The organism is Microbulbifer donghaiensis (genome assembly GCF_900129095.1).
In the GTDB taxonomy this organism is placed as follows: Bacteria; Pseudomonadota; Gammaproteobacteria; order Pseudomonadales; family Cellvibrionaceae; genus Microbulbifer; species Microbulbifer donghaiensis.
The window spans coordinates 194,178-219,241 of sequence record NZ_FQVA01000003.1; the positions used below are offsets into that span (position 1 = coordinate 194,178).

The following is a 25,064-nucleotide window of genomic DNA, read 5'->3' on the forward strand; positions in this document are numbered from 1 at the left end:
CGGTCACTGGTGTTGCTGTTCGAGTTTGTCGATCTCGCGCTCGACTTCGCCCGGCGAGCCGGTGCGGCGCGCGAGCAGGTCGTAGGCCACCGGTACTATGAAAACCGTAAACAAGGTCGCCGCCAGTACACCGAACAGCACCACGTTGCCGATCACCGCGCGGGTCTCGGAGCCGGCACCGGAGGACAGCAGCAGCGGCAGCGAACCGGCCGCGGTGGTGATGCCGGTCATCAGGATCGGGCGCAGACGCGTGGCCGACGCCTGGCGCAGCGCCTCGCCGAACGCCAGGCCGCGGTCGCGCAGCTGGTTGGCGAATTCGACGATCAAAATGCCGTTCTTGGCGGCGAGGCCCACCAGCATGATCAGTCCCACCTGGCTGTAGATGTTCAGCGACTGGCTGGCGGCCAGCAGGCCGGCGAGCGCGCCGGCCATCGCCAGCGGCACCGTCAGCATGATCACCAGCGGGTGCACGAAGCTCTCGAACTGCGCCGCCAGCACCAGGAACACCACCAGCGCGCCGAGCAGGATCGCGAACACGATCGTGGAGCCGGAATCCTGGAAGTTCTTCGACTGGCCCTTGTAATCGATCAGCGGGGTGCCGTCGAGCTTCTCCGCCACCAGGCTATTCAGGTAGCCGATGGCGTCACCGAGCACCAAATCGTCCGCCAGGTTGGCTTCCAGCGTGATCGAGCGAATGCGGTTATAGCGCTGCAGGTTGGGCGAATCGGCGAGCTCCTGCACATTGACCAGGCTCGCCAGCGGAATCAGCTGGCCACTGGTGGACGAGCGCGCATAGATACTGTCGAGGCTCGACGGGGTGCGCTGCAGTTCGCGCTCGCCCTCGAGGATCACGTCGTACTCCTCGCCGTCGTTGATAAAGGTGGTCGCGCGCAGCGAACCGAACATCGTCTGCAGCGTCGAACCCACCTCGCTCACCTGCACGCCGAGATCCGCGGCGCGCTCGTAGTCCACGTCGATGCGCATCTGCGGCTGGGTCTCCTTGTAGTCCCAGTCGACGCCGAGCAGGCCGGGGTTGGATTTCGCGATCTCCGCATTCAAGGTGTCGCGCCACTCGGTCAGCTGTTCGTAGCTGGGCCCGCCGAGCACGAACTGCACCGGTTTGCCCAGGCCGCCGCCGAAGCCCTGGCGCATCACCGGGAAGGCGCGCACGCCGGACAGGTCGCTGACCTTGTCCCGCACCATATTCATCAGCTCGAAGCCGGACGGGCGCTGCTCCCAGGGCGCCAGCGTCAGGATCACGATACCGCTGTTGAAGGTGGCCGAGGTGCCGAAGGAGCGCGGCGAGCGCACCAGCAGCCGGCGCACGTAGCCGGCGTCGACCAGCGGCATCAGGCGCTGTTCGATGGTGTCCATATATTCCTGCATGTACTGGTAGCTGGCACCCTCGGGGCCGTTGACCAGCAGGAAGAAGGCGCCGCGGTCCTCCCGCGGCGCGTATTCGCTCGGGATCAGTTTCACCGCCAGCGCGGCGAAGGCCATTACCAGCGCAAAGACGGCGCCGGCGATCCAGCGCCGGCGCAGCAGTCCGTCGAGACCGCGGCGGTACGAGGCCTGCACCCGCGCCATCTGCCGGTCCATCAGCTGGGTCAGGCCGTTGCCGCGGTCGCTGGGCTTGATCAGCTTGGACGCCAGCATCGGCGACAGGGTCAGCGCGGTCAGCGACGAGAAGATCACCGCGGCGGACATCGTCAGCGCGGTCAGCGACGAGAAGATCACCGCGGCGGACATCGTCAGCGCAAACTCGGAGAACAGCCGGCCGATATCGCCCTCGAGGAAGGTGATCGGTACGAACACCGCCACCAGTACCAGCGTGGTCGCGACCACCGCAAAGCCCACCTCGCGCGCGCCGCGGTAGGCGGCCAGCAGCGGCGGCTCGCCGAGCTCGTCCATGCGCCGGAAAATGTTTTCCAGCACGACGATGGCGTCGTCCACCACCAGGCCGATCGCCAGCACCAGTGCCAGCAGTGTCAGCAGGTTGATACTGAAACCGAACGCGTAGAGCAGCATCGAGGTGGCGATCAGCGAGACCGGCACCGTGATCGCCGGCACCAGGGTCGCGCGCCAGTTGCCGAGGAACAGGTAGATCACCAGCACCACCAGAAGGACCGCGATCGCGAGCGTGGTGTAGACCTCCTTGATCGCCTCGCTGACGAACACCGAGGAGTCGTAGCTGAGCGCGATGCGCATGCCTTCCGGCAGCTCACCGTTGACCTTTTCCATCTCCCGCTTGGCCGCCTCGGCCACGGCGATGATATTGCCGGTGGACTGCTTGGTGATACCGATGCCGACCATCGGCTCGCCGTTGCCGCGGAAGGTGGACCTGTCCTCCACCGAGCCGAGTTCGACCCGCGCCACATCGGCCAGGCGCACCACATGGCCGTTGGCGCCGGTGGCGATGGCGAGGCGCGCGAAGTCCTCCTCGGCGCGGAACTGGCGCTGCAGGCGCAGCGTGAACTGGCGATCGCTGGACTCGAGGTAGCCGGCCGGCAGTTCGCGGTTCTCTGCGCGCAGCGCGCGTTCGATATCGCCGCTGGTGACGCCGTGCGCGGTCATCGCATTGCGGTCGAGCCAGATGCGCATCGCGTAATCCTTGGAACCGCCGACGCGCACCCGCGCCACGCCGTCGAGCACCGAGAAGCGGTCCACCAGGTAGCGGCTGGCATAGTCGGAGAGTTCGGGGATGGTGCGATTCTCCGCGGTCAGGTTCAGCCACAGAATCACATCGTCGTTGCTGTCGACCTTCTCGATTTCCGGCGGATCCGCCTCGCTGGGCAGGTCGTCGAATACCGCCGACACGCGGTCGCGGATATCGTTGGCCGCGGCGTCCACATCGCGGTTGATGGTGAATTCGATCGAGATGCGCGAGCGGCCGTCGACGCTGGACGAGGAAATGGTCTTGATGCCCTCGATACCGGCGACCCGGTCCTCGATCATGCGCGTGATGCGCGTCTCGACGACCGCCGCCGAGGCGCCGGGGTAGTCGGTGGTGATGGACACGATCGGCGGGTCGATATCCGGGTATTCCCGCAGTGGCAGGCGGTCGAAACTGATCAGCCCGAACACCACCAGCAGCAGCGACAGCACCAGCGCAAACACCGGTCGCTTGACCGAGACATCGCTCAGAATCATAGCGCGCCCACCCCGCTCGCCGACTCGGCGACCACCGCCTGGCCGTCGCGGATATGCAGCGTGCCGCGGGTCACCACCTGCTCATCGGCACTGAGGCCGGACAGGACTTCGACGCGCCCGGGAAAGCGGCGGCCCAGTGTGACCTGGCGCAGGCGCGCGACCTGGCCGGCCTCGCCACGCTCCAGCACATAGACGGACTGGGTGTCCGCCAGTGGCACCAGCGCGGCCTCGGGAATGGTCAGCGCCTGGCGCTGCTCGCTGATGATCTCGACGGTCAGCAGCATGCCCGGCTTCAGCAGGCCGTCGCGGTTATCGAGCTGCGCGCGCACGGTAAAGGCGCGGGTCTGCGGGTCCACCCGCGCCTCCACCAGCATCACCTCGCCGGGGAACACCCGCCCCGGGTGCGCCTGGCTGCGCGCCTGAATCGCCATGCCGCCGTCGATCAGCGGCAGCTGGCGCTCGGGCAGGGTGAAATCCAGTTTCAGCCGCGCAAGGTCCTGCAGCGTGGCTATCTCGGTCGTCGGCGACACCAGTGTGCCGAGGCTGATATTGCGCAGGCCCAGCTGCCCGTCAAACGGCGCGCGGATCACCCGGTCGGCGATGCGCGCCTCCAACGCGGCGATGCGCGCGCGGGTCTCGGCCACCAGTGTACTGGCCGCGTCCAGCTGCTCCCGGGTGGCCAGCTTGTCCCGCTCCAGCCGCTGCAAACGCTCGGCATCCCGCTGGTAGCGCTCGAGGCTCGCGCGTGCGCCGGCCAGTTCCGCCAGCTCCTCGGCGTGATTCAGTTCCACCAGCAGATCGCCGGCCTTCACTTTCTGGCCGCTCTCAAACGCGATGCGGGTGACCTGTTCGGTCTCGGAAGCGCGAATGGACACGAACTCCCAGGCCCTGGCGGTACCCAGCGCCTCGAGGCGATTGGCGACCTCCTGTTCCTGTACCAGTGCCGTGCGCACCGGCACCGGACCGGCGCTCTGCGCCAGTAGCGCGGGAGGGAGAAATAGCAGGCTGAGTGCGAATACGCCGAAAGTTTTCATGATTCTTGTCGTTGTTACATCAATTGGGTGGCGCCGGGGCACAGCGTTGCTGCGCTCGCGGAGCGGAATTTCTTGGTAGTGATTGGTACTGGCGTTGCGCCATACGCAAGCCTAAATGATACGTCGCGGCAAGCCGCGAGGTTTACATAAGTTTACATTTGGCAGGTTTGCCGGAGGGGGGGCCGCTGCGGGCCATTGGACCCGCTGCCGGCAGCGGGCGACCGGCAGCGGGCGACCGGGATCGGGCGGCCGGGGGCCGCCCGATATTCAGCAATTAACGAGGGGCTTTTAGTTACTGTCGCCGCCGTAGATGATGTTGCTGTTCACCTTCACCGTCAGCGGGTGGTAACCGCTCTTGGCGTTCTCGAAGATGCGCTTGGCGAGGTCACCCTGGCCGGTCTCCACCAGGTTGCGGTACAGCGGGCGCAGGAACTTGTTGCGGCCGATACCCGTCAGGAACTGCTCCAGGCGCTGGTAGGCCGGCTGGTAGTTGTTGCGCACAGCGATCATCAGCCAGCTGAACGCGACTTCGTTGTTCTGCGACGCGGTCAGGCCGAAGGCCTCGTCCAGCTCTTTCAGCTGCGCCTCGCTCAGCTTTTCCGGCATGCCGTCGAGGAAATACTTCCACTGGTGGAAGGTCCAGTCGCCGGTATCGATATCCTGCGCCGCTACCTTGCCGTCGAGCCACTGCTGGCGCACCGGGTCCAGTTTGCTGAAGGCGTCGGATTGCGGGTGCGGCGCGCCTTCCGGAATGCCCGGCTCGAAGATCCATTGCTGGATGCGCTCCGCGTCCAGCTTGTCCGGGTACTGCTTCAACAGCGTCTCGTTCAGATACTTGACGAAATCTTCCGTGGTGATGCTCTGGAAGGAGAAGTTGTTGAAGTAATCCAGCAGGAACTGATCGAAGTTCTCGCGGCCGATTTTCTGTTCCAGTTCGTACAGGAACAGCGAGCCTTTCTCGTAGGGAATATTGGAGAAGACCTCATCCGGATCGCGGCCGCGCAGGTCAATGGCCATGATCTCGTCAATGTCCGGGCGATCCTTCAGGTCCAGCTGCAGGTCGTCGTAGCCGAGCGCCATTTCCATCTTGTAGCGCTCGTCACCGTAGATGTTCTGCATGATGCGGTTGGTCAGGTAGGTGGTGAAGCCCTCGTTCAGCCACAGGTCGCGCCAGCTGGCGTTGGTGACCAGGTTGCCGGACCAGGAGTGCGCCAGCTCGTGGGCAATCAGCGCCACCAGGCTCTTGTCGCCGGCGATTACCGTCGGCGTGATAAAAGACAGGCGCGGGTTTTCCATACCGCCGAACGGGAAACTGGGTGGCAGTATCAGCAGGTCGTAGCGATCCCAGCGATAGGGGCCGTAGACTTCCTCGGTGGCCTCGAGCATGGATTCGGTGTCCTCGAATTCCGCCGCGGCCGCGTCGAGCAGTTCCTTCTCGGCGTAGACGCCGGTGCGCTCGCCCATCGGCTTGAATTCCAGGTCGCCGACCGCCAGCGCGATCAGGTAGGACGGAATCGGCTGCGGCATCTCGAACTCGTAGACGCCGTCTTTCTCGGCCTGCGGATCGTTGTTCGCGCTCATCACCGCGCGCAGCTCTTTCGGCGTGCGGATAGTCGCGTTATAGGTGATGCGCACTTTCGGCGAATCCTGCAGCGGCACGAAGCTGCGCGCGTGGATCGCCTGGGCCTGGGTGAACAGGAACGGGTGCGCCTTGCCGGCGGTCTGTTGCGGTTCCAGCCACTGTACGCCGGAAGCATCCGGCGAGGTGCGGTACTGGATGGCAACTTTGGTGGCATTTTTCGGCAGATTGATCTTCAGCGGCGTGCCCAGGTGATCGTCCTTCTCACCCATGGAGAATTTCACCGGCTCCATCTTGTCGCCGTGGCCGGCCTTGACGGCGTCGATCTCGAGCCCGCGGGTATCGAGGATCAGCGGCTTGTTCTTGTCGTTCAGGCGTTTTACCTGCAGCTGGGCCTCGCCCTCGAGCACCTTGCGGGAGAAATCGACGGTCAGGTCCAGATCCAGGTGCTGCACCCGGTAATCATCGGTGTTGGCGAAGGAGTGGTAATCCACACCGGACTTCGGCATCTCGCCGGCGGCAGACTTCTGCGCGGGGTCTGCGGCTTGAGGCGCAGCGGCAGAGTCGCTGTTTGCCTGCGTCTCGGAGGTCGGTTCGGATTTTGAGCAACCGCCGGCCAGCGCGAGTGCGCCGACAACCAGGCTGGTACAGAGTATGCGGGGCAACATGGGATGGCTCCAAAAGTATTCTGCTTGTTAGATCGCGGCACAGGATACAGGAGCGCGGGGCAATGATGAATGACTCTGCTGTCGGCCGCCGCTTCTCCGCACGGGCCGAAACCGTCGACGGGCAGCAATCTGCCGGATCGGTTGGAGGAAACGCCTGGTAATCGATCGGGGATGGGGAATGCAAAAAGTGGGCAACGGGAGCGGACATCCCTGTCCGGCTAGCAGCCCTAGTCGAGGCTGAAATCGAAGCTCATTTCTTCGGCGGGCGCCTGTACATAGTAGCCCTGGATATAGTCGGTGCCGGTCTGCCACAGCGTCGGCAGCATGCTGGCCTGCTCGATATGCGGCACTATCACCTTGGTGTTGGCTTGGCCCAGCTGCTTGACCAGGTTGGCGAGCGTCTCGCTGCTCTCCCCTTCGTCCTGCACCTCGCGCACGAAAGAGGCATCGACCTTGGCGATGTCCACCTGCACATGCTCCAGCGCCTTGAACGGATTCAGGCCGGTGCCGAAGTGGCACACGGCCACGCGGCAACCCAACTCCTGCACCTGCTTGGTGAAGTCGCGGGCGGCGTGCAGGTTGCTGGTGATATCTTCCTGACGCAGCTGGAACACCACCGCCTTCGGCGGCACCTTGGCGGCCTTGAAGGCAACGCCGAGCCACGCCGGCAAGCTGCTGTCGATCAGTGACGCCGCGGTGATATGCAACAGCAGGGACACGTCCTTGCCGGCAGCCCGCTGGGCGGCAGCGGCCTTGATCGCCGTCAGTATCACCCAGCGATCCATTTTGGTGGAGAGGCCGGCATCGCCGAGGGCCTCCAGGAAGGCCAGCGGCGCCAGCTCTTCCTTGCCATCTTTCATCCGCACCAGCACTTCGTACATATGCTCGCCAGTGCCCTGCAGGCTGAGCACCGGCTGATAGAGCAGTTTCAGGTTGCCTGCCTCGAGCGCCTGGACAACCCGCGCGCGGTGATAGGTATCGGCATCGCCCTGCTTGTTGCTGTCCGGCTCGTAGATAGCGACAACGCCGCCGTTCTCGTTCTTCTGCAGTGCCTGGTCATGCGCTTCCAGCGCCTGATCCAGTACTTTCTGCGCGTTGCCTGAGGCCTCACTCAGCAGCGAAATACCGACCGAGGCAGTGATCTGCAGCGTCTTGCCAGCGGCATCGAAGATGGTATCGGAAATTTTCCGCAGCATTTCTTTCGCGCGGTGCTCGGCGTTGTCCGGCGTGGTTTCCGGAATCAGCAGACAGAAACTCTCGTCGCCGTAGCGCGCCACTATGTCGCCGCGACGCAGGCCGGACTGCAGCAGTTCCGCCATTTTTTTCTGCAGCGCGTCGGCACCGGCCACCCCCACAAATTTCTGCACGGTGTCTTCGAACCGGTCAATTTCGATAAACATCAGGCCGCCGGTGCGCTGTGAGCCGGCGGCGGCCTTGATCGCCGAGCCGAGCAGCTGCAGGAAATGCTGGCGGTTGTAGAGGCCGGTCAGTGGATCGCGGTTCTTGATATCGCTGAGCTGCGCTTCCAGCTGCTCGGTGTCACCGCCGCGGGCGGCAATGCGCACCTGCAGGCAGCGCTCGTCGTCGTAAATGGTGGATAGTACTTCGGCGCGGGTCGGCAGCGGCGTGCCGGAGGCGGTCTTGGCGGTAAACTTCCACTCAATGGCCTCGACTTCGTTGTTGTCGATGGCGCACTGCTTCAGGAACTCGCGCGCCTCTTCCTGTTCCCCTGCCGCCAGCATATCGATCAACGGTTGATATTCGACATCCTCACCGCTGCTGTAACCGAAGCGCTCGGCAAAGGAATCATTGGCATAGACGATCAGGCCGTCTGACACATAGGCGATGGCGTCTTTGGAGCTGTCCAGCAGTTCCTTGGCGCGCTGCAGCGTGGCGTGATAACGGCGGTCGTGCTGGCGCGCCTGGCGACGGTTGGCGAGCGCCGTCATTTCGCGCTGGATCACCAGCAGCAGATGCTGGTCCTCATCGACGGTAACCACGTCCCGCGCGCCCAGCTTCAGCCCCTCGACCACCGGCTGGCAGCCGCTGCGCTCGCTCAGCAGCACCGCGGGCACGTCTTTCTGTAGTTTGCTGATGGTGCGCAGTGCCACGGCGGGCGGAACCTGCTTGCTGCCCTCTGCGGCAATCAGCAGATCCCAGGTCTTGTCCTGCAGCAACTTGGCCAGCGCCGCCTCGCTGGCGACGTGCTGCGCCCGGTTTGGGCGACCGGCGTTGTGCAGCATGCTCACCAGGCGCTGGGCCTCGGAAGGGATATCGTGAATCAGGAGAAGTCGGATGGTGTCGTTGCTGCTCATTATTCGCTCTATTACTTATATGCGGCACACCGCTGCCGCTAGCCCGTTAGTTTAGGCGGCGGCGGCGGTCGCATACAAGGGCGCTCAAAGAGCGGCCGCGCGACTCAAGTCACACAAATTCAAAGCGCGCGAAGCTGCCGGTAGCGAGGGTCTGCCGCTGGAGCGTGACCGGCTGCGAATCGGAATTTGCCCGCAACTCAACACTGTCGTGGGCCTTGAACAGCGGCACCGGCAGTATCAGTGCCGGCTTGTCCTCCACGGACGACTTGACCAGCAACCCGGCTATCGGGGCGGAAAGATGACCGGCGGCCGTGTGGCGCTGCACCTGCACCGGCATGGAATCGGCTGCCAGAACTTCTACCCCGGCGCGGCTGTGATCCGGCAGCGTGTGTTGCCAGCGGACCACCGCCACCTGCCATTTTTCCTCCAGGCGAATGCCGACCAGCTCACCCACGCGCAGCTTGTCACAACTGGAGGGCGGCAGGCTGAGCCCGATGCCGCGTCCGCTGCAGTTCAGCACACTGGCCACCTGGGGGCGGTAGCGCTCGGCCGCCTTCTCCGCACCGCTACCGGCGCGGGCCCGCGAATCCCGGCGCAGGCTCGGCGCGCTGGGCAACACCACATCGTATTCGCCCACGGCTTTGCCGGAACCGTAATCCACTGTTGGCACTTCCAGGCACAGGTGGTCCCTGTCCGGCTCCGACCACTGGAAAAACCCCTGGGGAGCGGAGCGACCGTCGGGGGCGTCGGCACCGAGGTGATGGCAGATGGCGCCGATACCGATGACGAACTCGCAATTCTGCTGCAGCGGGGTGCGCCGCTCGCTGCGCCCGGCTTTGGATGCCCAGCCGTGGTACAACTTTTCCAGCAATGGGTCGTGGCGGCGCTTCATTTGCCGCTCCAGCAGATCGAGCATCTTGGTGAGATCGACCTTCCAGCCCTGGGGGGCGGTGAAGTGTCGCAGGTCCACCTTGCAGTTACCGAGTCGATTGGCCGGCACCGGTGGTTGGTCCAGTGCCAGGGAGGCCAGCAGAGCATTCTCGCGCTCGGTGAAATTGAGCACGATCTGAGCCGCCCGGCTCCAGTCGCGGGCCAGCCCCCACAACAGCTCCTGCTCTCGCGTATTCAGCTGGGTCGGATTGGCGCTGGCAAACAACACCACTTGCAGATATGCGCCGGTGGCGCTGCTCTTGCTGCGCGGGCTCAGCGTATCGCCGACCTGCTTGGCGTCCAGCTTCTGCAGCTGGGCGAGGCGCACCAGTATCTGCATGTTGCGCCAGCAATGCTGCGGGGTACCCAAGCCGAACAGGGAAACGATCTGGACCACGCGGGCGTAGCTGTCCACCGCACGCTGCAAACTGCGGGCGCGCCTTTCGCGCAGGATCAGGGCAAGACCGCTCTCCCCGGTGAGCTGCTGCGCAACACTGGCGAATGCCTTGCCCAACTGCTGCAACAGACGCACTGCGGCGAGTACGATCTTGCGCAGCTCTGCGGTCTGCGCATTGGCCATCACCGCGCGCTGTATCGCCATCGCCTCGGCACAGGCCACCGCGTACTCGCGCAGCAAATCGAGCATGGCGAGACGCTTGCTGGCGGGGGCCCGCCACTGGGCAACCTCATCGATCAGAGTGGATAACAGAGAAGCCAGGCGCAGCTGGTCCGCAGACTGATAGGGCTGCAGATCGTATTTTTCCAGCCAGCTGAACAGCTGGCGCTCACTGGCGCAGCCGCAACTCAGCTCCGGCAGCGATAGCGCCGGAAGTTGGAGCTTGGCGAATAGTTTTTGGTGTGTCTCGGCGGCCATGGCGGCTGCCACCTCTTCAACGGCGTCCTGCATTGCAATGAACCATCCCTCGGTTTGCATGCAGTATATGAAGCGGCCATTTATGCGAACAAGCGCGATCCGTTGAATTTGGCGACAAAATTGCGACTTGTGTCATCTAAAAGATCGCAACCTATAGCCACTTTTAGCTACCTATGGGTGACTTTGATGACATTCCGGGAATTTCTCGCACCAGCTTCGGCACCAGGTAGCCGGGCAGCCGCTGCCGCAGCTGCTCAACCAGTTCCAGCGCGCGGGCATCGCTCACTTCAAAGTGTGCCGCGCCCTGAACCCGGTCCAGCTGGTGCAGGTAATAGGGCAGCACCCCGGCCGCGAACAGTGCCTCACTCAGATTCTCCAGCGCGGTGACACTGTCGTTCACCCCGCCCAGCAGCACCGCTTGATTGAGTAGTGTCACGCCGGCATCGCGCAGCCGGGCCAGGGCGGCACGCACCTCGCCGTCGATTTCGTTGGCGTGATTACAGTGCAGCACCAGCACCGGCCGCAGGCGCGAGCCGGTTAACCAGGCGAGCATCTCGTCGGTAATGCGGCTCGGTGCCACGATCGGCAGGCGGCTGTGCACGCGCAGCTTGTCCAGCTGCGGAATCTCCGCCAGCTGCGCCGCCAGCCAGCCGAGCTGGCGATCGTTCAGTACCAGTGGATCGCCGCCGCTGAGGATGACCTCGCGCAACTCGTGCCGCCCGCGGATATAGTTGAGAGCGGTCTCCCACTGACTGCGGTTCAGGTGGTTGTCGCCGTAGGGAAACTGGCGGCGGAAACAGTAGCGGCAATTGATCGCGCACTGGCCGGCCGCGATCAGCAGCAAGCGGCCGCGGTACTTGTGCACCACCCCCGGCACCGGGTTGGCCGCCGCCTCCTCGAGGGGATCGGCACTGTAGCCGGGACTCGGCCGCAGTTCCGGCGCACCCGGCAACACCTGCAGCAACAATGGGTCACGCGGATCCCGCGGGCGTATACGCTTGAGGAAGGGACGCGGCACGCGCAGGGCAAAATCGCCGCAGGCCCGCAGCGCATCCGGCAGCTGTGCCGGGTCCAGCTGCAGCAGCTCGATCAGCTCCGCCGGATCGGTGACCAGATCCGCCATTTCGTCCTGCCAGCGACGGCTCGCGCCCTCCGCGGCGCTATCGCGAACGACTATTTCACTGGTGGCGGAGGCGTGCTGTATCATAGGCGGCCGTTTCATGGTGCTGGAGGTTGCGCAGAGCGCGCAAATTTTAAGCACTTATGCAAAATTTGAAAGGGCAAATATTGAAAGGGCGGCCTGGGCCCTATCCAGACTCCCGACGGTTCTGATTATTTAGAGGATTTCATGGCTAGTTACTCCACCAACGAATTCAAGGGCGGCCTCAAGGTAATGCTCGACGGCGACCCCTGCTCCATCGTGGAAAATGAATTCGTCAAACCCGGCAAGGGCCAGGCGTTCAACCGCGTCAAACTGCGCAACCTGAAGACCGGCCGCGTCTGGGAGCGCACCTTCCGCTCCGGCGAGAGCCTGGAGTCCGCTGACGTGATGGACCGCGAGATGGAGTACCTGTACAACGACGGTGAGTTCTACCACTTTATGGAGCCGGAAACCTTCGAGCAACACCAGGCCAGCGCCGATGCCGTCGGCGATGCCGCCAAGTGGCTGAAGGAACAGGACGTCTGCACCGTCACCCTGTACAACGGCGCACCGCTGGCGGTCACCCCGCCGAACCACGTCATCCTCGAAATCACCGACACCGATCCGGGCCTGCGCGGCGACACCGCCCAGGGCGGCACCAAGCCCGCCACGCTGGTTACCGGCGCCGTCGTCAAGGTACCGCTGTTCCTGGAGATCGGCGAGACCATCAAGGTCGATACCCGCACCGGTGAATACCTGGGCCGTGCCAAGGAAGACTAACTCTCTGCCCTCCTCTCCTGCTGGAGCGCCCGCTATCGGCGGGCCGCTCCGGCCAAGGTCCCCCCATCGATGACTGACACTTCCTGGCAGCCCTCCGCTTCCATTGAGGCGCTGCACTTACGTGGAGCGCTACTGGCAGATATTCGCCGCTTCTTCGCCGAGCGCGAGGTGCTCGAAGTCGAGGTCCCGGTGCTCTCGCGCCGCGCGACCAGCGACCCCCATATCGACTCCATTACCGCACTGTGTAACGGCGATACCGCCTACCTGGCCACCAGCCCTGAATTTGGGCTCAAGCGCCTGCTCGCCGCAGGCATCGGCGACTGCTATTACCTCGGCAAGGCATTTCGCGAAGGCGAGGCCGGCGGCCGGCACAATCCCGAGTTCACGATGCTGGAGTGGTATCGCTGCGGCTGGGATGACCGCCGCCTGATGATCGAAGTCGGTGAGCTGCTGAGCCGGGTACTGCAGATTTCGCAGGTGCAATCCCTGAGCTACCGCGAGCTGTTCCTGCGCGAGCTGCAACTGGACCCGCACACCGCCTCCGAACAGGAGCTGCACGACTGCACCGCGCGCGAGGTGGAGCTGTCCTTCGTGCCGGCGAACCGCGACGAGTGCCTTGACCTGCTGATGAGCCACCGCCTGGAACCGGCGATGGGCGACGGCATCACGCTGCTGTACGACTTCCCGGCGAGCCAGGCAGCGCTGGCCAAGGTGCAGGAAGATGCGACGGGCACGCCGGTGGCACGCCGTTTCGAGGCCTATGTGGGCGGGCTCGAGTTGGCCAATGGCTACTGGGAACTGACCGACGCCGAGGAACAGCTGCGCCGCTTCCAGGCGGATCACCGCTACCGCGGCATGCACAAACTGCATGTCTATCCGTTCGAGGAACGCCTCGTCGCCGCGCTCGAAGTGGGGATGCCGGAGTGCGCCGGTGTGGCCATGGGGATAGATCGCCTGCTGATGCTGGCGGGCGGCTATGCATCTATTGGCGAGGTGATCGCCTTTCCAATCGGGCGCGCCTGATTGCCAGCGATCGATCAGGGATCGAACTGGTACTGGGCCACCTCGCCGACGGCGAAGAAGCCGGTTTCCAGCAGCAGTTCCTGCCGGTTGGCCGGCGCCAGTGCGATGGCGTGTTTGTGGTGGCTGTTCAGGGCCTGCCCCACCAGATGATAGAAAAGCGCGCGACCGATACCGCGGCCGCGATACTCCTCCAGCGTGATCAGATCGTAAAAGCCGAGCGCATCGGCGGACGCGAACAGGCAACCGGCCGCGACGGCTTCACCGTCCAGCCTGCCGAGGAAAAACTTCAGGCGGCTGCGTTTCTGTTCCGGTATCTCCTGCAGTCGCTGATAAAACTTCTTGAGCTGCGGGCCCTCGCGCTCGCCGTTGTATTGCGAGCCCTGTATCTCGCCGTAAGTCGTCAACGCCTCTGTTGAGACGGGAGCGAACTCCAGCTTGCCGCGCAGTGCCTCCGGCAGTTCCTCGTCCGCTGCCAGTCGCTGTATCTCCACCGCCATCGCCACCAGTGATTGCCTGCGCTTGACGCCGAGCTCGCTCAACTCCGCGTCGTCGAGGGATTTGTTCGCACAGTGCCACAGCGTGAACGGACTGTGGCGCTCGGCAAAATAATCCACAACAAAACGCTGCAATATGCGCGTCGGCATCACCGTATTGGAAACCGCCTGGTTGAATGTGCGCGACAGCAGGCCACTGTCGCTGCGGACGACGCCGGTGATTTCTTTCGTATGCTCAGGATTCAACAGCCCGGCACAGTAACTGGCACGGGACTCCAGACTCCGGCACACGAGATTTTTGGCGCTGAGACTATATTTCATGCCTTCAAGGATAGCTCCGTTTATCCTTATGCTTGGTGCCGCCGGGCGAATCCGCGCGGGGCCGGCGGCACCATATCCCGTACCGCGAGTTTTCGTTACCTGAGTTTGGCTCAGGGCAGCTGTTTGTCCACCTGGGACAGGGCGCAGTGATCCATCGACAGCGCCGGCTCGGCGCAACTGGCCCGACAGATCACCCGCGCCGGCACGCCGGCCACCAGCTTGTGCGGCGGCACCGATTTCAGCACCACGCTGCCGGACGCAATCTGCGCGCACTCGCCGATTTCGATATTGCCCAAAACTTTGCTGCCGGCACCGATCAGTACACCGCGGCGCACCTTCGGGTGGCGATCGCCGCCCTCCTTGCCGGTACCGCCCAGCGTCACCGACTGCATGATCGAAACATTGTCTTCCACCACCGCCGTTTCACCGATCACGATGCCGGTGGCGTGGTCCAGCAGGATGCCCTCGCCCATCGTTGCCGCCGGGTGAATATCCACGCTGAAGACGACAGAAATGCGATGCTGCAGGAACAGTGCCAGCGAACGGCGCTGCTGCTGCCACAGCCAGTGGGCGACGCGGTAGGCCTGCAACGCGTGAAACCCCTTGAAATAGAGAAAGGGTTCGTAGAGAGAGTTGCACGCCGAATCGCGCTGGTAGACCGCACTCAGGTCCGCGCGCGCCGCCCGACCGATGCCGGCGTCGGCCTCCAGCGCCTCGTCGATCACTTCGCGGATCAGCAGCGCCGGCGCCACCGCGTTGTCGAGCTTGTTCGCCAGGTGGAAACTGAGCGCGGACTCGAGCGAGTTGTGATTCAAAATGGTCGCGTGCAGGAAGCTCGCCAGTATCGGCTCGCGCTCCACCTGCTGTGCGACATCGGTGCGGATCTGTTGCCAGAGCGTCGCCGCACTGTTTTCCGTTTGTATTGCTTCCATTTTGTCATTCCTCCTTTTCTCGGGCCCGCCAGTTGCGGGGCCTCGAATCGGCGCCGCCAGCGGGGGGCCATATCGCAAAAAACCTCATCGGTAACTATTTGCCATATGGCCCCCCGCAGTCGGCGCCTTGCCTGATACCGGCCGAAAACTTGTGTGCCTGCGTTCTTCTACTCGCCTTACACCGCCCCGAGGGTCAGCGGCGGCTCCTGCAGTGCCGACTGCTGCTCGCGCAAAGCGAGTATATGCTCGGCCCAGTAGCGCGGGGTATTGAACCACGGAAAAGCCAGCGGGAAGGCCGGGTCCTGCCAGCGCCGGGCCAGCCAGGCGGCGTGGTGCATCTGGCGCAGACAGCGCAGTGGTTCGATCAGCTGCAGCTCCTGCGGATTGAACGGGGCGAATGTCTCGTAGCCTTCCACGACCGCGTCCAGGTAGGCGGTCTGCTCGGCCCGGTCTCCGGAAATCAGCATCCAGATATCCTGGATTGCCGGCCCGGTCAGGCAGTCATCCAGGTCCACGAACCAGGGCGTGTCGTCGCGCCACAGGAAATTGCCGCTGTGGCAGTCGCCGTGCAGGCGCAGCGTCTCCCAGTCGCGCTCGAACAGCGGCGCAATCTGCTCGATGATATGGGCCGTCACCGACTCATAGGCGGCGCGATTCTCCACCGGCAGGAAGTCGCCGGCGAGAATAAATTCGCGGCTGTCGATGGCGAAATGCTGCAGGGTCAGCGCCGGCCGGTACGCGAAGGGCCTGGCACGGCCGATAGCGTGCATGCGCCCGAGCATGGTGCCCACCTGCTCCAGGTGCTCAAAGTTGTCCAGTTCCAGCTGGCGACCGCCGCGGCGCGGGAACAGGGCAAAGCGGAATCCCTGCGCCTCCATCAGCGTGCGCCCATCGAACTGCAGCGGCGCCACTACCGGAATCTCCGCCGCGGCCAGTTCGAGCGTGAACTGGTGCTCCTCCAGAATCTGCTCATCGGTCCAGCGGCCGGGGCGATAGAACTTCGCGATCAGCGGCTCGCCATCTTCGATGCCGACCTGGTAGACGCGGTTTTCGTAGCTGTTCAGCGGAAAAATGCGTGCATCGGAAACCAGGCCTGCGCTTTCGACACAGTCTATAACCATGTCCGGCGTAAGGGCTTCATAGGGGTGGTGACTCTGGGTCATGGGGCATTCCGACGCGGTATTGGCCGGCTATGCTAACGCGCCCCCGGCGCTGGGGACAAACAGAGAAAGTGGCACGGCAGTCGAAACCGCCAGCGGCGGCGATGGTGGGGCCTGCCGGCCAAACAGTGCCCGGGGCAATAACAGGAATGCGGACACAAAGAACGGCGGCACCAATCGGTGCCGCCGCCCAGACTGTTGATAAACCCCGCATGCCGTTCTGAGCTGGTGCAGTGGCGGCCAAGCACTAGGACGAGTATTTCGAAACGCTGTGAATACATCCCTGTAAGCTCCGGCGGCGACGGTCCGGCCGCTGCACGCATTCGCGGCGCCTTCGGCCCTGTCGCCGACGGTTCGAAACACTCGCCCTAGCACTTCGCCTTAAATTTTCACAGCATTACTTTGTCAGCAAACTGAACGGCGACACCAATCGGTGCCGCCGCCTTCAATCGCTGCAACAGTGTTGCAGTGTCAGCCATATCCGCTGACAGGCTGAATTATTTCAGGTCAAAGCGATCCAGTGTCATCACCTTGGTCCAGGCAGCAACGAAGTCGTTGACAAACTTTTCGTCGTTGTCGTCGCTAGCGTAGAGCTCGGCTACCGCACGCAGTTCGGAGTTGGAACCGAAAATCAGGTCCACCGGCGTGGCGGTCCACTTCAGCTGGCCGCTGCTGCGATCGCGACCTTCGTAGAGGCCGTTCTCTTCCGCCGACTTCGACCACTGGGTGGACATGTCCAGCAGGTTGACGAAGAAGTCGTTGCTGAGTGTTCCCGGCTTGCTGGTAAATACGCCGTGCGCGGAGTCGCCATAGTTGGCGCCCAGCGTGCGCATACCGCCTACCAGTACGGTCATTTCCGGCACACTCAGGGTCAGCAGGTTGGCGCTGTCGATCAGCATATCCACCGGCGCCAGGTGCGCTTCGCTGGCGTAGTAGTTGCGGAAGCCGTCGGCCTTGCGCTCCAGGAAAGCGAAGGACTGCACCTCGGTCATCTCCTGGGCGGCATCATTGCGGCCCGGCTGGAACGGCACGCTGACATCGTAACCCGCTTTCTTCGCGGCCTGCTCGATGGCGGCGGCACCGCCGAGGACGATCACGTCCGCCAGGGAAACCTGCTTGCCACCTTTCGCCCTGCGATTGAAGTCACTCTGGATCTTCTCCAGGCGCGCCAGGACTTTGCCCAGCTCCTGCGGGTTGTTCACCGCCCATTCGTTCTGCGGGGCCAGGCGGATGCGCGCACCGTTGGCGCCGCCGCGCATGTCGGTACCGCGGAAAGTGGAAGCGGAAGCCCACGCAGTGCGCACCAGCTGCGGCACGGTGAGGCCGCTGTTCAGCAGCTGCGACTTCAGCGCGGCGATGTCCTTGTCATCGATCAGCTTGTAATCCACGGCCGGAATAGCGTCCTGCCAGATCTGCACTTCTTGCGGCACCTCGTCGCCCAGGTAGCGGGCGCGCGGTCCCAGGTCGCGGTGGGTCAGCTTGAACCACGCCTTGGAAAAGGCCAGCTGAAACTCGTCCGGATTCTTGTGGAAGCGCTCGGCGATTTTCTGGTACTGCGGATCGAAGCGCAGGGACAGGTCGGTGGTGAACATCATCGGTGCGTGGTGCTTGTCCGGAATATGCGCGTCCGGCACAAACTTCACCTGCTCGGCGTTCTTCGGTTCCCACTGGGTAGCACCCGCCGGGCTCTTGGTCGTCACCCATTCGAAACCGAACAGGTTGTCGAGGAACTGGGAACTCCAGGCAATCGGGTTCACGGACCAGGCGCCCTCCAGACCGGAAGTAACGGTGTCTTCAGAGTGACCTTTGCCGCACTTGTTTTTCCAGCCGAAGCCCTGCTCTTCCAGAGCCGCGCCGCCCGGTGCCGCACCCACGCACTCTTCCGGCTTGTGGGCACCGTGGGCCTTACCGAAGGTGTGACCACCGGCGATCAGCGCTACGGTTTCCTCGTCGTTCATCGCCATGCGGCCAAAAGTGTCGCGTATGCGCTCGGCGGCCAGCTTCGGATCCGGGTTGCCGTTAGGGCCTTCCGGGTTCACGTAGATCAGGCCCATATGGTCGGCGGCCAGCGGTTTTTCCAGTTTCTTGCCGTCGTAACGCTTGTCGTTACCCAGCCACTCGCGCTCGGAACCCCAGTAGACAACGTCCGCTTCCCAGTCGTCCTCGCGACCACCGGCAAAACCGAAAGTCTTGAAGCCCATGGATTCCAGCGCGACGTTACCGGCCAGCACCATCAGGTCGGCCCAGGAGATGCTGTTGCCGTATTTCTGTTTGACCGGCCACAGCAGGCGGCGGGCCTTGTCCAGGCTGACGTTGTCCGGCCAGCTGTTCAGCGGCTCGAAGCGCTGCTGGCCGCCGCCGGCGCCACCGCGTCCATCGTACACGCGGTAGGTACCGGCACTGTGCCAGGCCATACGGATAAAGAAGGGACCGTAGTGACCGTAGTCTGCCCGCCACCAGTCCTGGGAGGTGGTCAGTACCTTTTCGATATCTTTCTTGACGGCGTCGAGGTCCAGCTTGCTGAAGGCCGCGGCGTAGTCGAAATCTTCACCCAGCGGGTTGGATTTTTCCGCGTTCATGCGCAACGGCTGGAGATCGATTCGGTTTGGCCACCAGTTCTGGTTGGACATGGCATTATTGGCCGGGGCGGCGTTGGCATTGACGGAGATAGCTGCCGCCAGCGCCAACGAGAGAGTTTTCTTGAGCATTGGGTTGCGTTCCTTATAGTTTCATCCACCGGACGAAAAGAGCCTATAGGTACGCGTATTAACGGGGAAATTAGACCTAATTATCGCTCTGATAGCGGCGGCCAATTTTATCGGGATATCGATAGAAAAAAGAAATCAGGGAGATAGATTTTTTTTGCACGACTGCGCAATGACACAGGGTAACCGTACCGATACGACTGCCAGCAACCGACCAATGCATTGCATTCGGCAGCGGTGATATCCGGGAGCTCTGTATCGCGACAGGGCGCAGTGGAACCACTGATCGGGACCTGCGGGCGAGTTTAGCTCCGCGCTGTTTCTTGCGCTAAGCTTGCCCTCAATCGAACAGCCCGGCGCAAACGGGGCCGGAGTCAGGCTCACAGGGACCAGCCATGCCGAAAAGACTTGCAATAAAATTGTTCGCCGCGCTGATGGCGCTAGTCGCACTGCAAGGCTGCGACCGGCAAGCGCCACCACAGGCCGACACCTCGGAAACGCATACGACAGTCGGCAAGCTGACCTCCAAGCGCGTCACTTTTGAACGACAGGCGCAAGACTGCACCCCCGACGAAGAGTGCTCTTCGGTATCCGTAACCCGCGAGTTAATCGAGCGACAACCGGCACTGAACAAGGCCGTACTGAATCAATTGCTGCTGCAGCTGCAGAGCGATGGCGAGAGTCACTCCGCGACACAGAGCCTGGAGGAAATAGCCGCCGAATTTCTCACCGAAGCGGCAGAGGTCGAACGGGTCAGCAGTGCCCACTGGCAGCTCAACGGTGACGCCGAACGGCTCGCGCGCCGCGGCGATCTGCTTACCATGGAAATCAAGACTTACCGCTATACCGGTGGCGCCCACGGTATTCCGGTGGTGGAGTGGTTTAACTGGGACTTGTCCGCAGAAAAACGCGTATCCCTGCCGCAGGTGCTCCGCGAGGGAACGGAGCCGAAGTTCTGGGAGCTGGCTGAGGCAGCGCACCGGCGCTGGCAGGACGAGCAGACGGGAATCGATGACGCCTACCGCGAGACCTGGCAATTCCAGCGCAGCGAGGACTTCCGTTTCAACGATGACGGTATCGTATTGCTCTACGGTGTCTATGTACTCGGCCCCTACGCCCTCGGCCCGGTACAACTGACAGTGCCGTGGCCGGAGTTACAGACCGTGGTGCGCGAACAATATCTGCCACACTCCCAGTGACCCCAGTAACGCTAGTGACGACAGCGCATTAGAAATCCAGAATCAAGCCGGGCGCTTCTTCGGCATCAGATACCAGAGCACTGCCGCCACCACAAATAGCGCCGGCACGTCACCGAGCAGATTGGCGCGCTCTGTTTCATCCACCAGGGCCTGCACGAACATAATCCCGCCGTGCACGATGCTCGACCAGATAGTAAACCAGATCAGGCTGGCGTTGGCGGCGGGGTCTTTGGCCGCGCGAATCAGGAACACTCCCAACGTTACGTAGATGCCCATAATCATCTGTTCGTATTCCGGCTGCCTTGGCGTCCAGCCCCAGCCAGAGGGGAAGATCCACATCATCAGCGGAAAGATACCGAAGATAAATATCAGGCCGAAGATGACCAGAAAGATTTTCAGGTAGCGGTTTCGAGTTGCAGCGTCCATAGGGTTTTACCATGGCTGATGGCGCTCGCCGGCCAGAATTTTTAGCGATGGATTACTCTTCCAGATCCCCGGGGATATGGCAGACGACCTCAATATTGTGTCCGTCCGGATCCAACACATAAGCCGCGTAGTAATCGGGGTGGTACTGCGCCCGTACGCCGGGCTCACCGTTGTCCTTGCCCCCGGCCTCGAGTGCGACCCGGTAAAACTCCCGCACTGTCTGCCGATCCTCAGCGCGGAAGGCAATATGGAGGTTTGGCGCGGTACTCTTGCCACCCTTGATCCAGAAGTCCGGCTTTTCGGCCCAGCCGAACCCGGCCCAGTCGTCGTATTCCAGTATCAGCTCGTAGCCCAGGGGGGCCAGCGCCAGCCGGTAAAATTCCTTGCTGCGCTCATAACTGTGAATATGAATGCCAATATGATCCAGCATCGTCGATGATTCTCCGCCAAAATCGTGTTCAGTAACTCGGTTCGCATTACAGCGTAGTGGATTTTCTCTATGCAAACCGGCCACTGCGCGGCTGGCACGACGGCCACAGATAGTGAAACAGTCGTCGCGACGAATGCCGATGATCGCCGTAGAACAATCAATAGTTCGCCGGCGCGCTCCCGCGCTATCACTGGCGGCCTATTCGATAACTGCGCGCCAGCGGGACAGTTTCGCGGCGAAGCTCAGCGATGCATGGGCGGGGCTCGTAGACGGCAGTCGCTCGGTCGGAATATCGCACAACGGCGGCGGCAGGTCCGGCAGCACGTAACGCCGATACACCTGCTCAGCCTTGGCGCCGTTGAAATAGATTCGCGTAATCTGCGCGTGTTTACGCAGAAAACTCGTGAAGTCGTTCGGCACTATCGACGTGTCGTCGATGGCCGAGTCCAGGCTGCCCGATCGGGTGCAGGTCCTCAATACATCCCACAGGGCGATGCGATGTTCGATCAGCGCCGCACAGCGTTGCCGGTACTCGAGTTCGCCATCCAGCTGCAGCAGTGCCGCAATGATTTTCCAGAAGGCGTTGCGCGGATGGGCATAGTATTGCTGCGCGCGCAGCGACGCGACACCGGGCATGGAGCCGAGAATCAGGCGCGTTGCATCGGCGGCGGCGATCGGGGCAAAACTGTGCACGCAGCTCATCGTTTTCTCTCGGTTGCGGCCGGCGTACGGTATCGGTACTGAAGCGCGCCCCGGACAAGGGCACGCCGGACCATTCAACAACGCCAGCCCAAAAATCCCGCCCAGCCCAAAATTCAGAAATAATTTACCAATCGATTGCCTGATAAGAGGCCATTGAACGCCAGCAACCTATGTCGGTGATTTGATTGCGGCGACTGTTTGCGGCCGGCAATTCCGGCGAGAGACACTTTGTGCTTGACCGAAAGTTACAGTAACTGTATTTTATGTGTTAGTGGTGACTAACAAACGACTTTGCCCACACGCGAGCCAGCTCTTCGGCCGCCGTGTAGCTAGCAACAATAATACAATTACCTACAGGGCCAGCCGCTCATCAGCGAACTGTCCCAGTACGAAGTGGCTGAGGTGTATATGAGCCAGATACGACGCTATTCCAAATCGTAACACGCGCTTTTTCGTGGAACGTTTGTGCCGGCGTCTGATGGTCATCAGCGCTGGCTTTTTTGTGCGAATAATCTGATCCTAGTTAATGCGGTTCAAAACGCATTCTCTGGCCTGCAATTTCTCCCCCCATCCAGCCTCGCTCAGCTTCAACTTAAATCCTCTGTACCTTTTTTGCAGAGCAATCATCTTCGGCTGAAAACTGCCGAGGCTTCGGCTGTCGCCACAGCGTCGAGTATCGTTGCGGGCTGGTTACCCGGCCAAGAACACGTCGTACTCGGCAGACCGGATCGCGGCAATACCGGCGACTATTCCCGAGCTGTCGCGGCGGCAAGTGTTGCGGTGAGCAGGACACCCCACACTGATCTTTGCTTCAGCGAAAGAGTGCATTTACTCCTGTCAGTAATTCCCCGACGGGGTGAAGAGCAGCAATGAAACGCGGGTCATTCCCGCACTTCAATGCCTTGAATGAGCGCATTGATACACACTGAAACCAGCTCGTGCAGTTTTTCAGGGGTCGCACTCGCGTCACTGAGATAGAGCCAGCGCCGCACCGAATCGATGCGCAGGGCGTCATACAATCGGCAGACTTCCGCCGCCGAGATATCACTGCGCACCAACCCCTGGGATTGCGCCAACTCCACGCGCTTTTGTCGATGCGCGCGCACCGCTGCATGCAGTGCCGGATCGAATTCGTCCGAGCCCTCGTCAAGCTTGTAAATGTAGTCAAAGAAATCGGTATGCTGCATCGCCATCTTCCAGATACGGCGATGGCCGATAATCCACTCAATGGTCTGCGATACATCAGTCGGCACTATAGCGGAGCGACAATCAACAATCGGACTATCTTCGAATGACCAAAAGCCGATCGTCAGCAGCCAGTCCATTATGAATTCGGACAGAAACTGTGACTTGTTCTGAAAATAATTAAAGAACGTCTTCTGACTGACATTCGCCAGCTCGACGATCTGCTCGACCGTGACATCGGCGAACTCATTTTCGCTGAACAGTTGTTCCGCAACCTTCAGCAGGTCCTGCCGCGTTCGCAGTTTCTTGCGCTCGCGCAGGCCTGCGGGCTTGGTTTGTTGCAGTGCAGTGGGCATTGAAATAGTGAATCAACTTATTGTTGTGACAAATTATCTGGTCGGCCCGGGCTCAGCGCCTGGCCGACTCCAAATCAGACTCGATCGTCCGGCTGGCCCGCCAGAAGTGCCAGGCCGACCACGGCATGATCAAGGTACATACGGCGAGCAGCGCGTAGCGCATCGATTCAGCCCCGAAGCTCGGCGCCAGGGCATCGCTTAACGCACCGGTCAGCAGCGGGCCGAGCGCCAGACCGATCGAATTCACGATCAGCAGGAAGACCGCACCGGCCACTGCACGCATCCCGAGGGATACCAGCCCCTGCACGAGTGCGAGCACCGGCGCGAGGTAGACGTTTTGTACCATGAACGGAATGAACAGGCTAGCAACGCTGAGCTGCACCGAGGTCGCCCCGTAGGTGAAGGCAAAGAAGAGGACCGAGGCCAGCATGGACCAGGCAATCACGCGCAGGGTTCTGCCGTGCCCCTGGCCGCCGAGACTGTCGGCCATGCGGCCACCGAGGAAATAGGCCAGCCCACTGCCTATGCCGAAGATCAGCCCCAGGTACAGGCCCAACTGCACGATACTGGCGTCGAAGCTGCGAACCACGAAACTGGGGGTAAAATTGATCACCGCGTAGGCCACGAAGGTGCTGAGCCCGGCGCCTGTCGACATATGGATAAAGGACCGGCGACGCCACAGCGCGCGCAGCACGTCACCCATTGCCGGCTGCGCGCTCTCGTCATGAATATTCTCCGACGCGCCGCGCGCGGGCTCCCTGACGGTAAAACGGAACACCAGTGCAAGCAGGATGCCGGGCAGACCGACGATAAAGAAGGCCTCGCGCCAGCCAATATTTTGCGCAATCCAGCCACCGGCCAGATAGGCCAGCAGAATGCCGATCGAAATCCCCAGCGAATAGATGCCCATTGCTCCCGCCCGTTTCTCCGGCGGGTAATAGTCGGCGATCATCGAATAGGCTGGCGGGCTCAGTCCGGCCTCACCGACACCCACGCCGATTCGCGCCAGTGCCAGGTGCCAGATATTGGCGGCGAGCCCGCAGACCGCGGTCATCAGGCTCCAGACGCCAATGGCTGCCGAAATCAGATTGCGTCGATTGACCCGGTCCGCCAGTCGGGCAATGGGCACCCCGAGCGTGACATAGAAGAGCGCGAACGCGGTGCCGCTCAGCGCGCCGAGCACGGCATCGCCGACCAGAAATTCCTCTTTGATCGCCGGCAGCAGGATCGCGAGGATCTGCCGATCGACGAAATTGAGCACATAGACCAGGGTCAGGAGAGTGAGTGCGTAACGACGCACGGCCACCAGGCCGGCGCCATTTGCCGAGGCCACCGAAGTCGCCGGATTTGCAGTGTTCATTCGAGTTCCGCCGTGTTTTTATCTGTGTTTTATCTGACATCGATACCCGAAACCCCATAATACACACACTATTTTTTTACTGCCAATAACCTTTTATAGCTACAGCCATGAGCAATCCGACAGCGACGCCGGGGGTGTCGGCGTCAGTGCCATCTGCGGGGAAGGTCCGCGATGCGCCTGCAACAGCGGGCACTCACGCTGTTCCAGGCCCCTTCCCAGGTCACGATTGACGAGATATCGACTTTCTACGCCCTGCTCGGGCAAGACAGCGTCAGCTGGCTGATCGCACGGTGCAATTCG

General features: G+C 62.3%; 18 protein-coding genes. 3 read left to right on the forward strand and 15 right to left on the reverse strand.

The window, feature by feature from the left end; all coding sequences use genetic code 11:
* Window positions 1–3 precede the first annotated feature (3 nt).
* The 6 genes from BUC36_RS12930 to epmB form a co-directional block, all read right to left on the reverse strand.
* The gene (locus BUC36_RS12930) at window positions 4–3,150 is read right to left on the reverse strand and encodes an efflux RND transporter permease subunit (RefSeq protein ID WP_073275812.1); all 3,147 of its coding nucleotides are present in this window, start codon (window positions 3,148–3,150) and stop codon (window positions 4–6) included.
* A complete protein-coding gene (locus tag BUC36_RS12935; protein WP_073275814.1) occupies window positions 3,147–4,184 on the reverse strand; it encodes an efflux RND transporter periplasmic adaptor subunit in 1,038 nt (345 codons plus the stop codon). The genes BUC36_RS12930 and BUC36_RS12935 overlap by 4 nt, the downstream gene beginning before the upstream one ends.
* A gap of 288 nt (window positions 4,185–4,472) precedes the next feature.
* Entirely contained in the window at window positions 4,473–6,431 is a 1,959-nt protein-coding gene (locus BUC36_RS12940; RefSeq protein WP_073275816.1) for a M1 family metallopeptidase, read from the reverse strand.
* Between the two features lie 227 nt (window positions 6,432–6,658).
* Window positions 6,659–8,746 (reverse strand): EAL domain-containing response regulator, encoded by a 2,088-nt coding sequence (locus BUC36_RS12945; RefSeq protein ID WP_073275818.1) that lies wholly within the window; start codon window positions 8,744–8,746, stop codon window positions 6,659–6,661.
* Between the two features lie 109 nt (window positions 8,747–8,855).
* Window positions 8,856–10,583 (reverse strand): hypothetical protein, encoded by a 1,728-nt coding sequence (locus BUC36_RS12950; RefSeq protein WP_073275820.1) that lies wholly within the window; start codon window positions 10,581–10,583, stop codon window positions 8,856–8,858.
* Between the two features lie 130 nt (window positions 10,584–10,713).
* Window positions 10,714–11,757: an EF-P beta-lysylation protein EpmB gene (gene epmB / locus BUC36_RS12955; protein ID WP_073275822.1), complete on the reverse strand. Its 1,044-nt coding sequence runs from the start codon at window positions 11,755–11,757 to the stop codon at window positions 10,714–10,716.
* 141 nt (window positions 11,758–11,898) lie between these two features.
* On the opposite strand from epmB, the gene efp reads away from it, so the two are divergent.
* Window positions 11,899–12,471 (forward strand): elongation factor P, encoded by a 573-nt coding sequence (gene efp / locus BUC36_RS12960; protein ID WP_073275824.1) that lies wholly within the window; start codon window positions 11,899–11,901, stop codon window positions 12,469–12,471.
* A gap of 69 nt (window positions 12,472–12,540) precedes the next feature.
* The gene (epmA, locus tag BUC36_RS12965; RefSeq protein ID WP_073275826.1) at window positions 12,541–13,494 is read left to right on the forward strand and encodes an EF-P lysine aminoacylase EpmA; all 954 of its coding nucleotides are present in this window, start codon (window positions 12,541–12,543) and stop codon (window positions 13,492–13,494) included.
* 14 nt (window positions 13,495–13,508) lie between these two features.
* Here epmA and BUC36_RS12970 read toward each other — a convergent pair whose 3' ends face one another.
* The 4 genes from BUC36_RS12970 to katG form a co-directional block, all read right to left on the reverse strand.
* Complete coding sequence (locus tag BUC36_RS12970) at window positions 13,509–14,309, reverse strand: GNAT family N-acetyltransferase (protein ID WP_073275828.1); 801 nt, start codon at window positions 14,307–14,309, stop codon at window positions 13,509–13,511.
* Between the two features lie 110 nt (window positions 14,310–14,419).
* Window positions 14,420–15,241 carry a serine O-acetyltransferase gene (gene cysE, locus BUC36_RS12975; protein ID WP_073275830.1) on the reverse strand — a complete coding sequence of 274 codons (822 nt, stop codon included), beginning with the start codon at window positions 15,239–15,241 and terminating at the stop codon, window positions 14,420–14,422.
* Window positions 15,242–15,417: 176 nt separating this feature from the next.
* Window positions 15,418–16,404: a serine/threonine protein kinase gene (locus BUC36_RS12980; RefSeq protein ID WP_073275832.1), complete on the reverse strand. Its 987-nt coding sequence runs from the start codon at window positions 16,402–16,404 to the stop codon at window positions 15,418–15,420.
* A gap of 494 nt (window positions 16,405–16,898) precedes the next feature.
* The gene (katG, locus tag BUC36_RS12985) at window positions 16,899–19,109 is read right to left on the reverse strand and encodes a catalase/peroxidase HPI (RefSeq protein WP_073275834.1); all 2,211 of its coding nucleotides are present in this window, start codon (window positions 19,107–19,109) and stop codon (window positions 16,899–16,901) included.
* A gap of 392 nt (window positions 19,110–19,501) precedes the next feature.
* Between katG and BUC36_RS12990 the strand changes: the two genes are divergently transcribed.
* Window positions 19,502–20,305, forward strand: a complete 804-nt coding sequence (locus BUC36_RS12990; RefSeq protein ID WP_084536005.1) for a DUF3298 and DUF4163 domain-containing protein — start codon at window positions 19,502–19,504, stop codon at window positions 20,303–20,305.
* Between the two features lie 42 nt (window positions 20,306–20,347).
* Here BUC36_RS12990 and BUC36_RS12995 read toward each other — a convergent pair whose 3' ends face one another.
* The 5 genes from BUC36_RS12995 to BUC36_RS13015 form a co-directional block, all read right to left on the reverse strand.
* Window positions 20,348–20,731, reverse strand: a complete 384-nt coding sequence (locus BUC36_RS12995) for a DUF6632 domain-containing protein (RefSeq protein ID WP_073275837.1) — start codon at window positions 20,729–20,731, stop codon at window positions 20,348–20,350.
* Window positions 20,732–20,783: 52 nt separating this feature from the next.
* Window positions 20,784–21,161 carry a VOC family protein gene (locus tag BUC36_RS13000; protein ID WP_073275839.1) on the reverse strand — a complete coding sequence of 126 codons (378 nt, stop codon included), beginning with the start codon at window positions 21,159–21,161 and terminating at the stop codon, window positions 20,784–20,786.
* Between the two features lie 198 nt (window positions 21,162–21,359).
* Window positions 21,360–21,863: a DNA-deoxyinosine glycosylase gene (locus BUC36_RS13005; protein ID WP_073275841.1), complete on the reverse strand. Its 504-nt coding sequence runs from the start codon at window positions 21,861–21,863 to the stop codon at window positions 21,360–21,362.
* Window positions 21,864–22,744: 881 nt separating this feature from the next.
* On the reverse strand, window positions 22,745–23,404 hold the full coding sequence (locus BUC36_RS13010) for a TetR/AcrR family transcriptional regulator (RefSeq protein ID WP_073275842.1): 660 nt from the start codon (window positions 23,402–23,404) through the stop codon (window positions 22,745–22,747).
* A gap of 52 nt (window positions 23,405–23,456) precedes the next feature.
* Window positions 23,457–24,764, reverse strand: a complete 1,308-nt coding sequence (locus tag BUC36_RS13015) for a spinster family MFS transporter (RefSeq protein ID WP_073275843.1) — start codon at window positions 24,762–24,764, stop codon at window positions 23,457–23,459.
* Window positions 24,765–25,064: the final 300 nt, after the last annotated feature.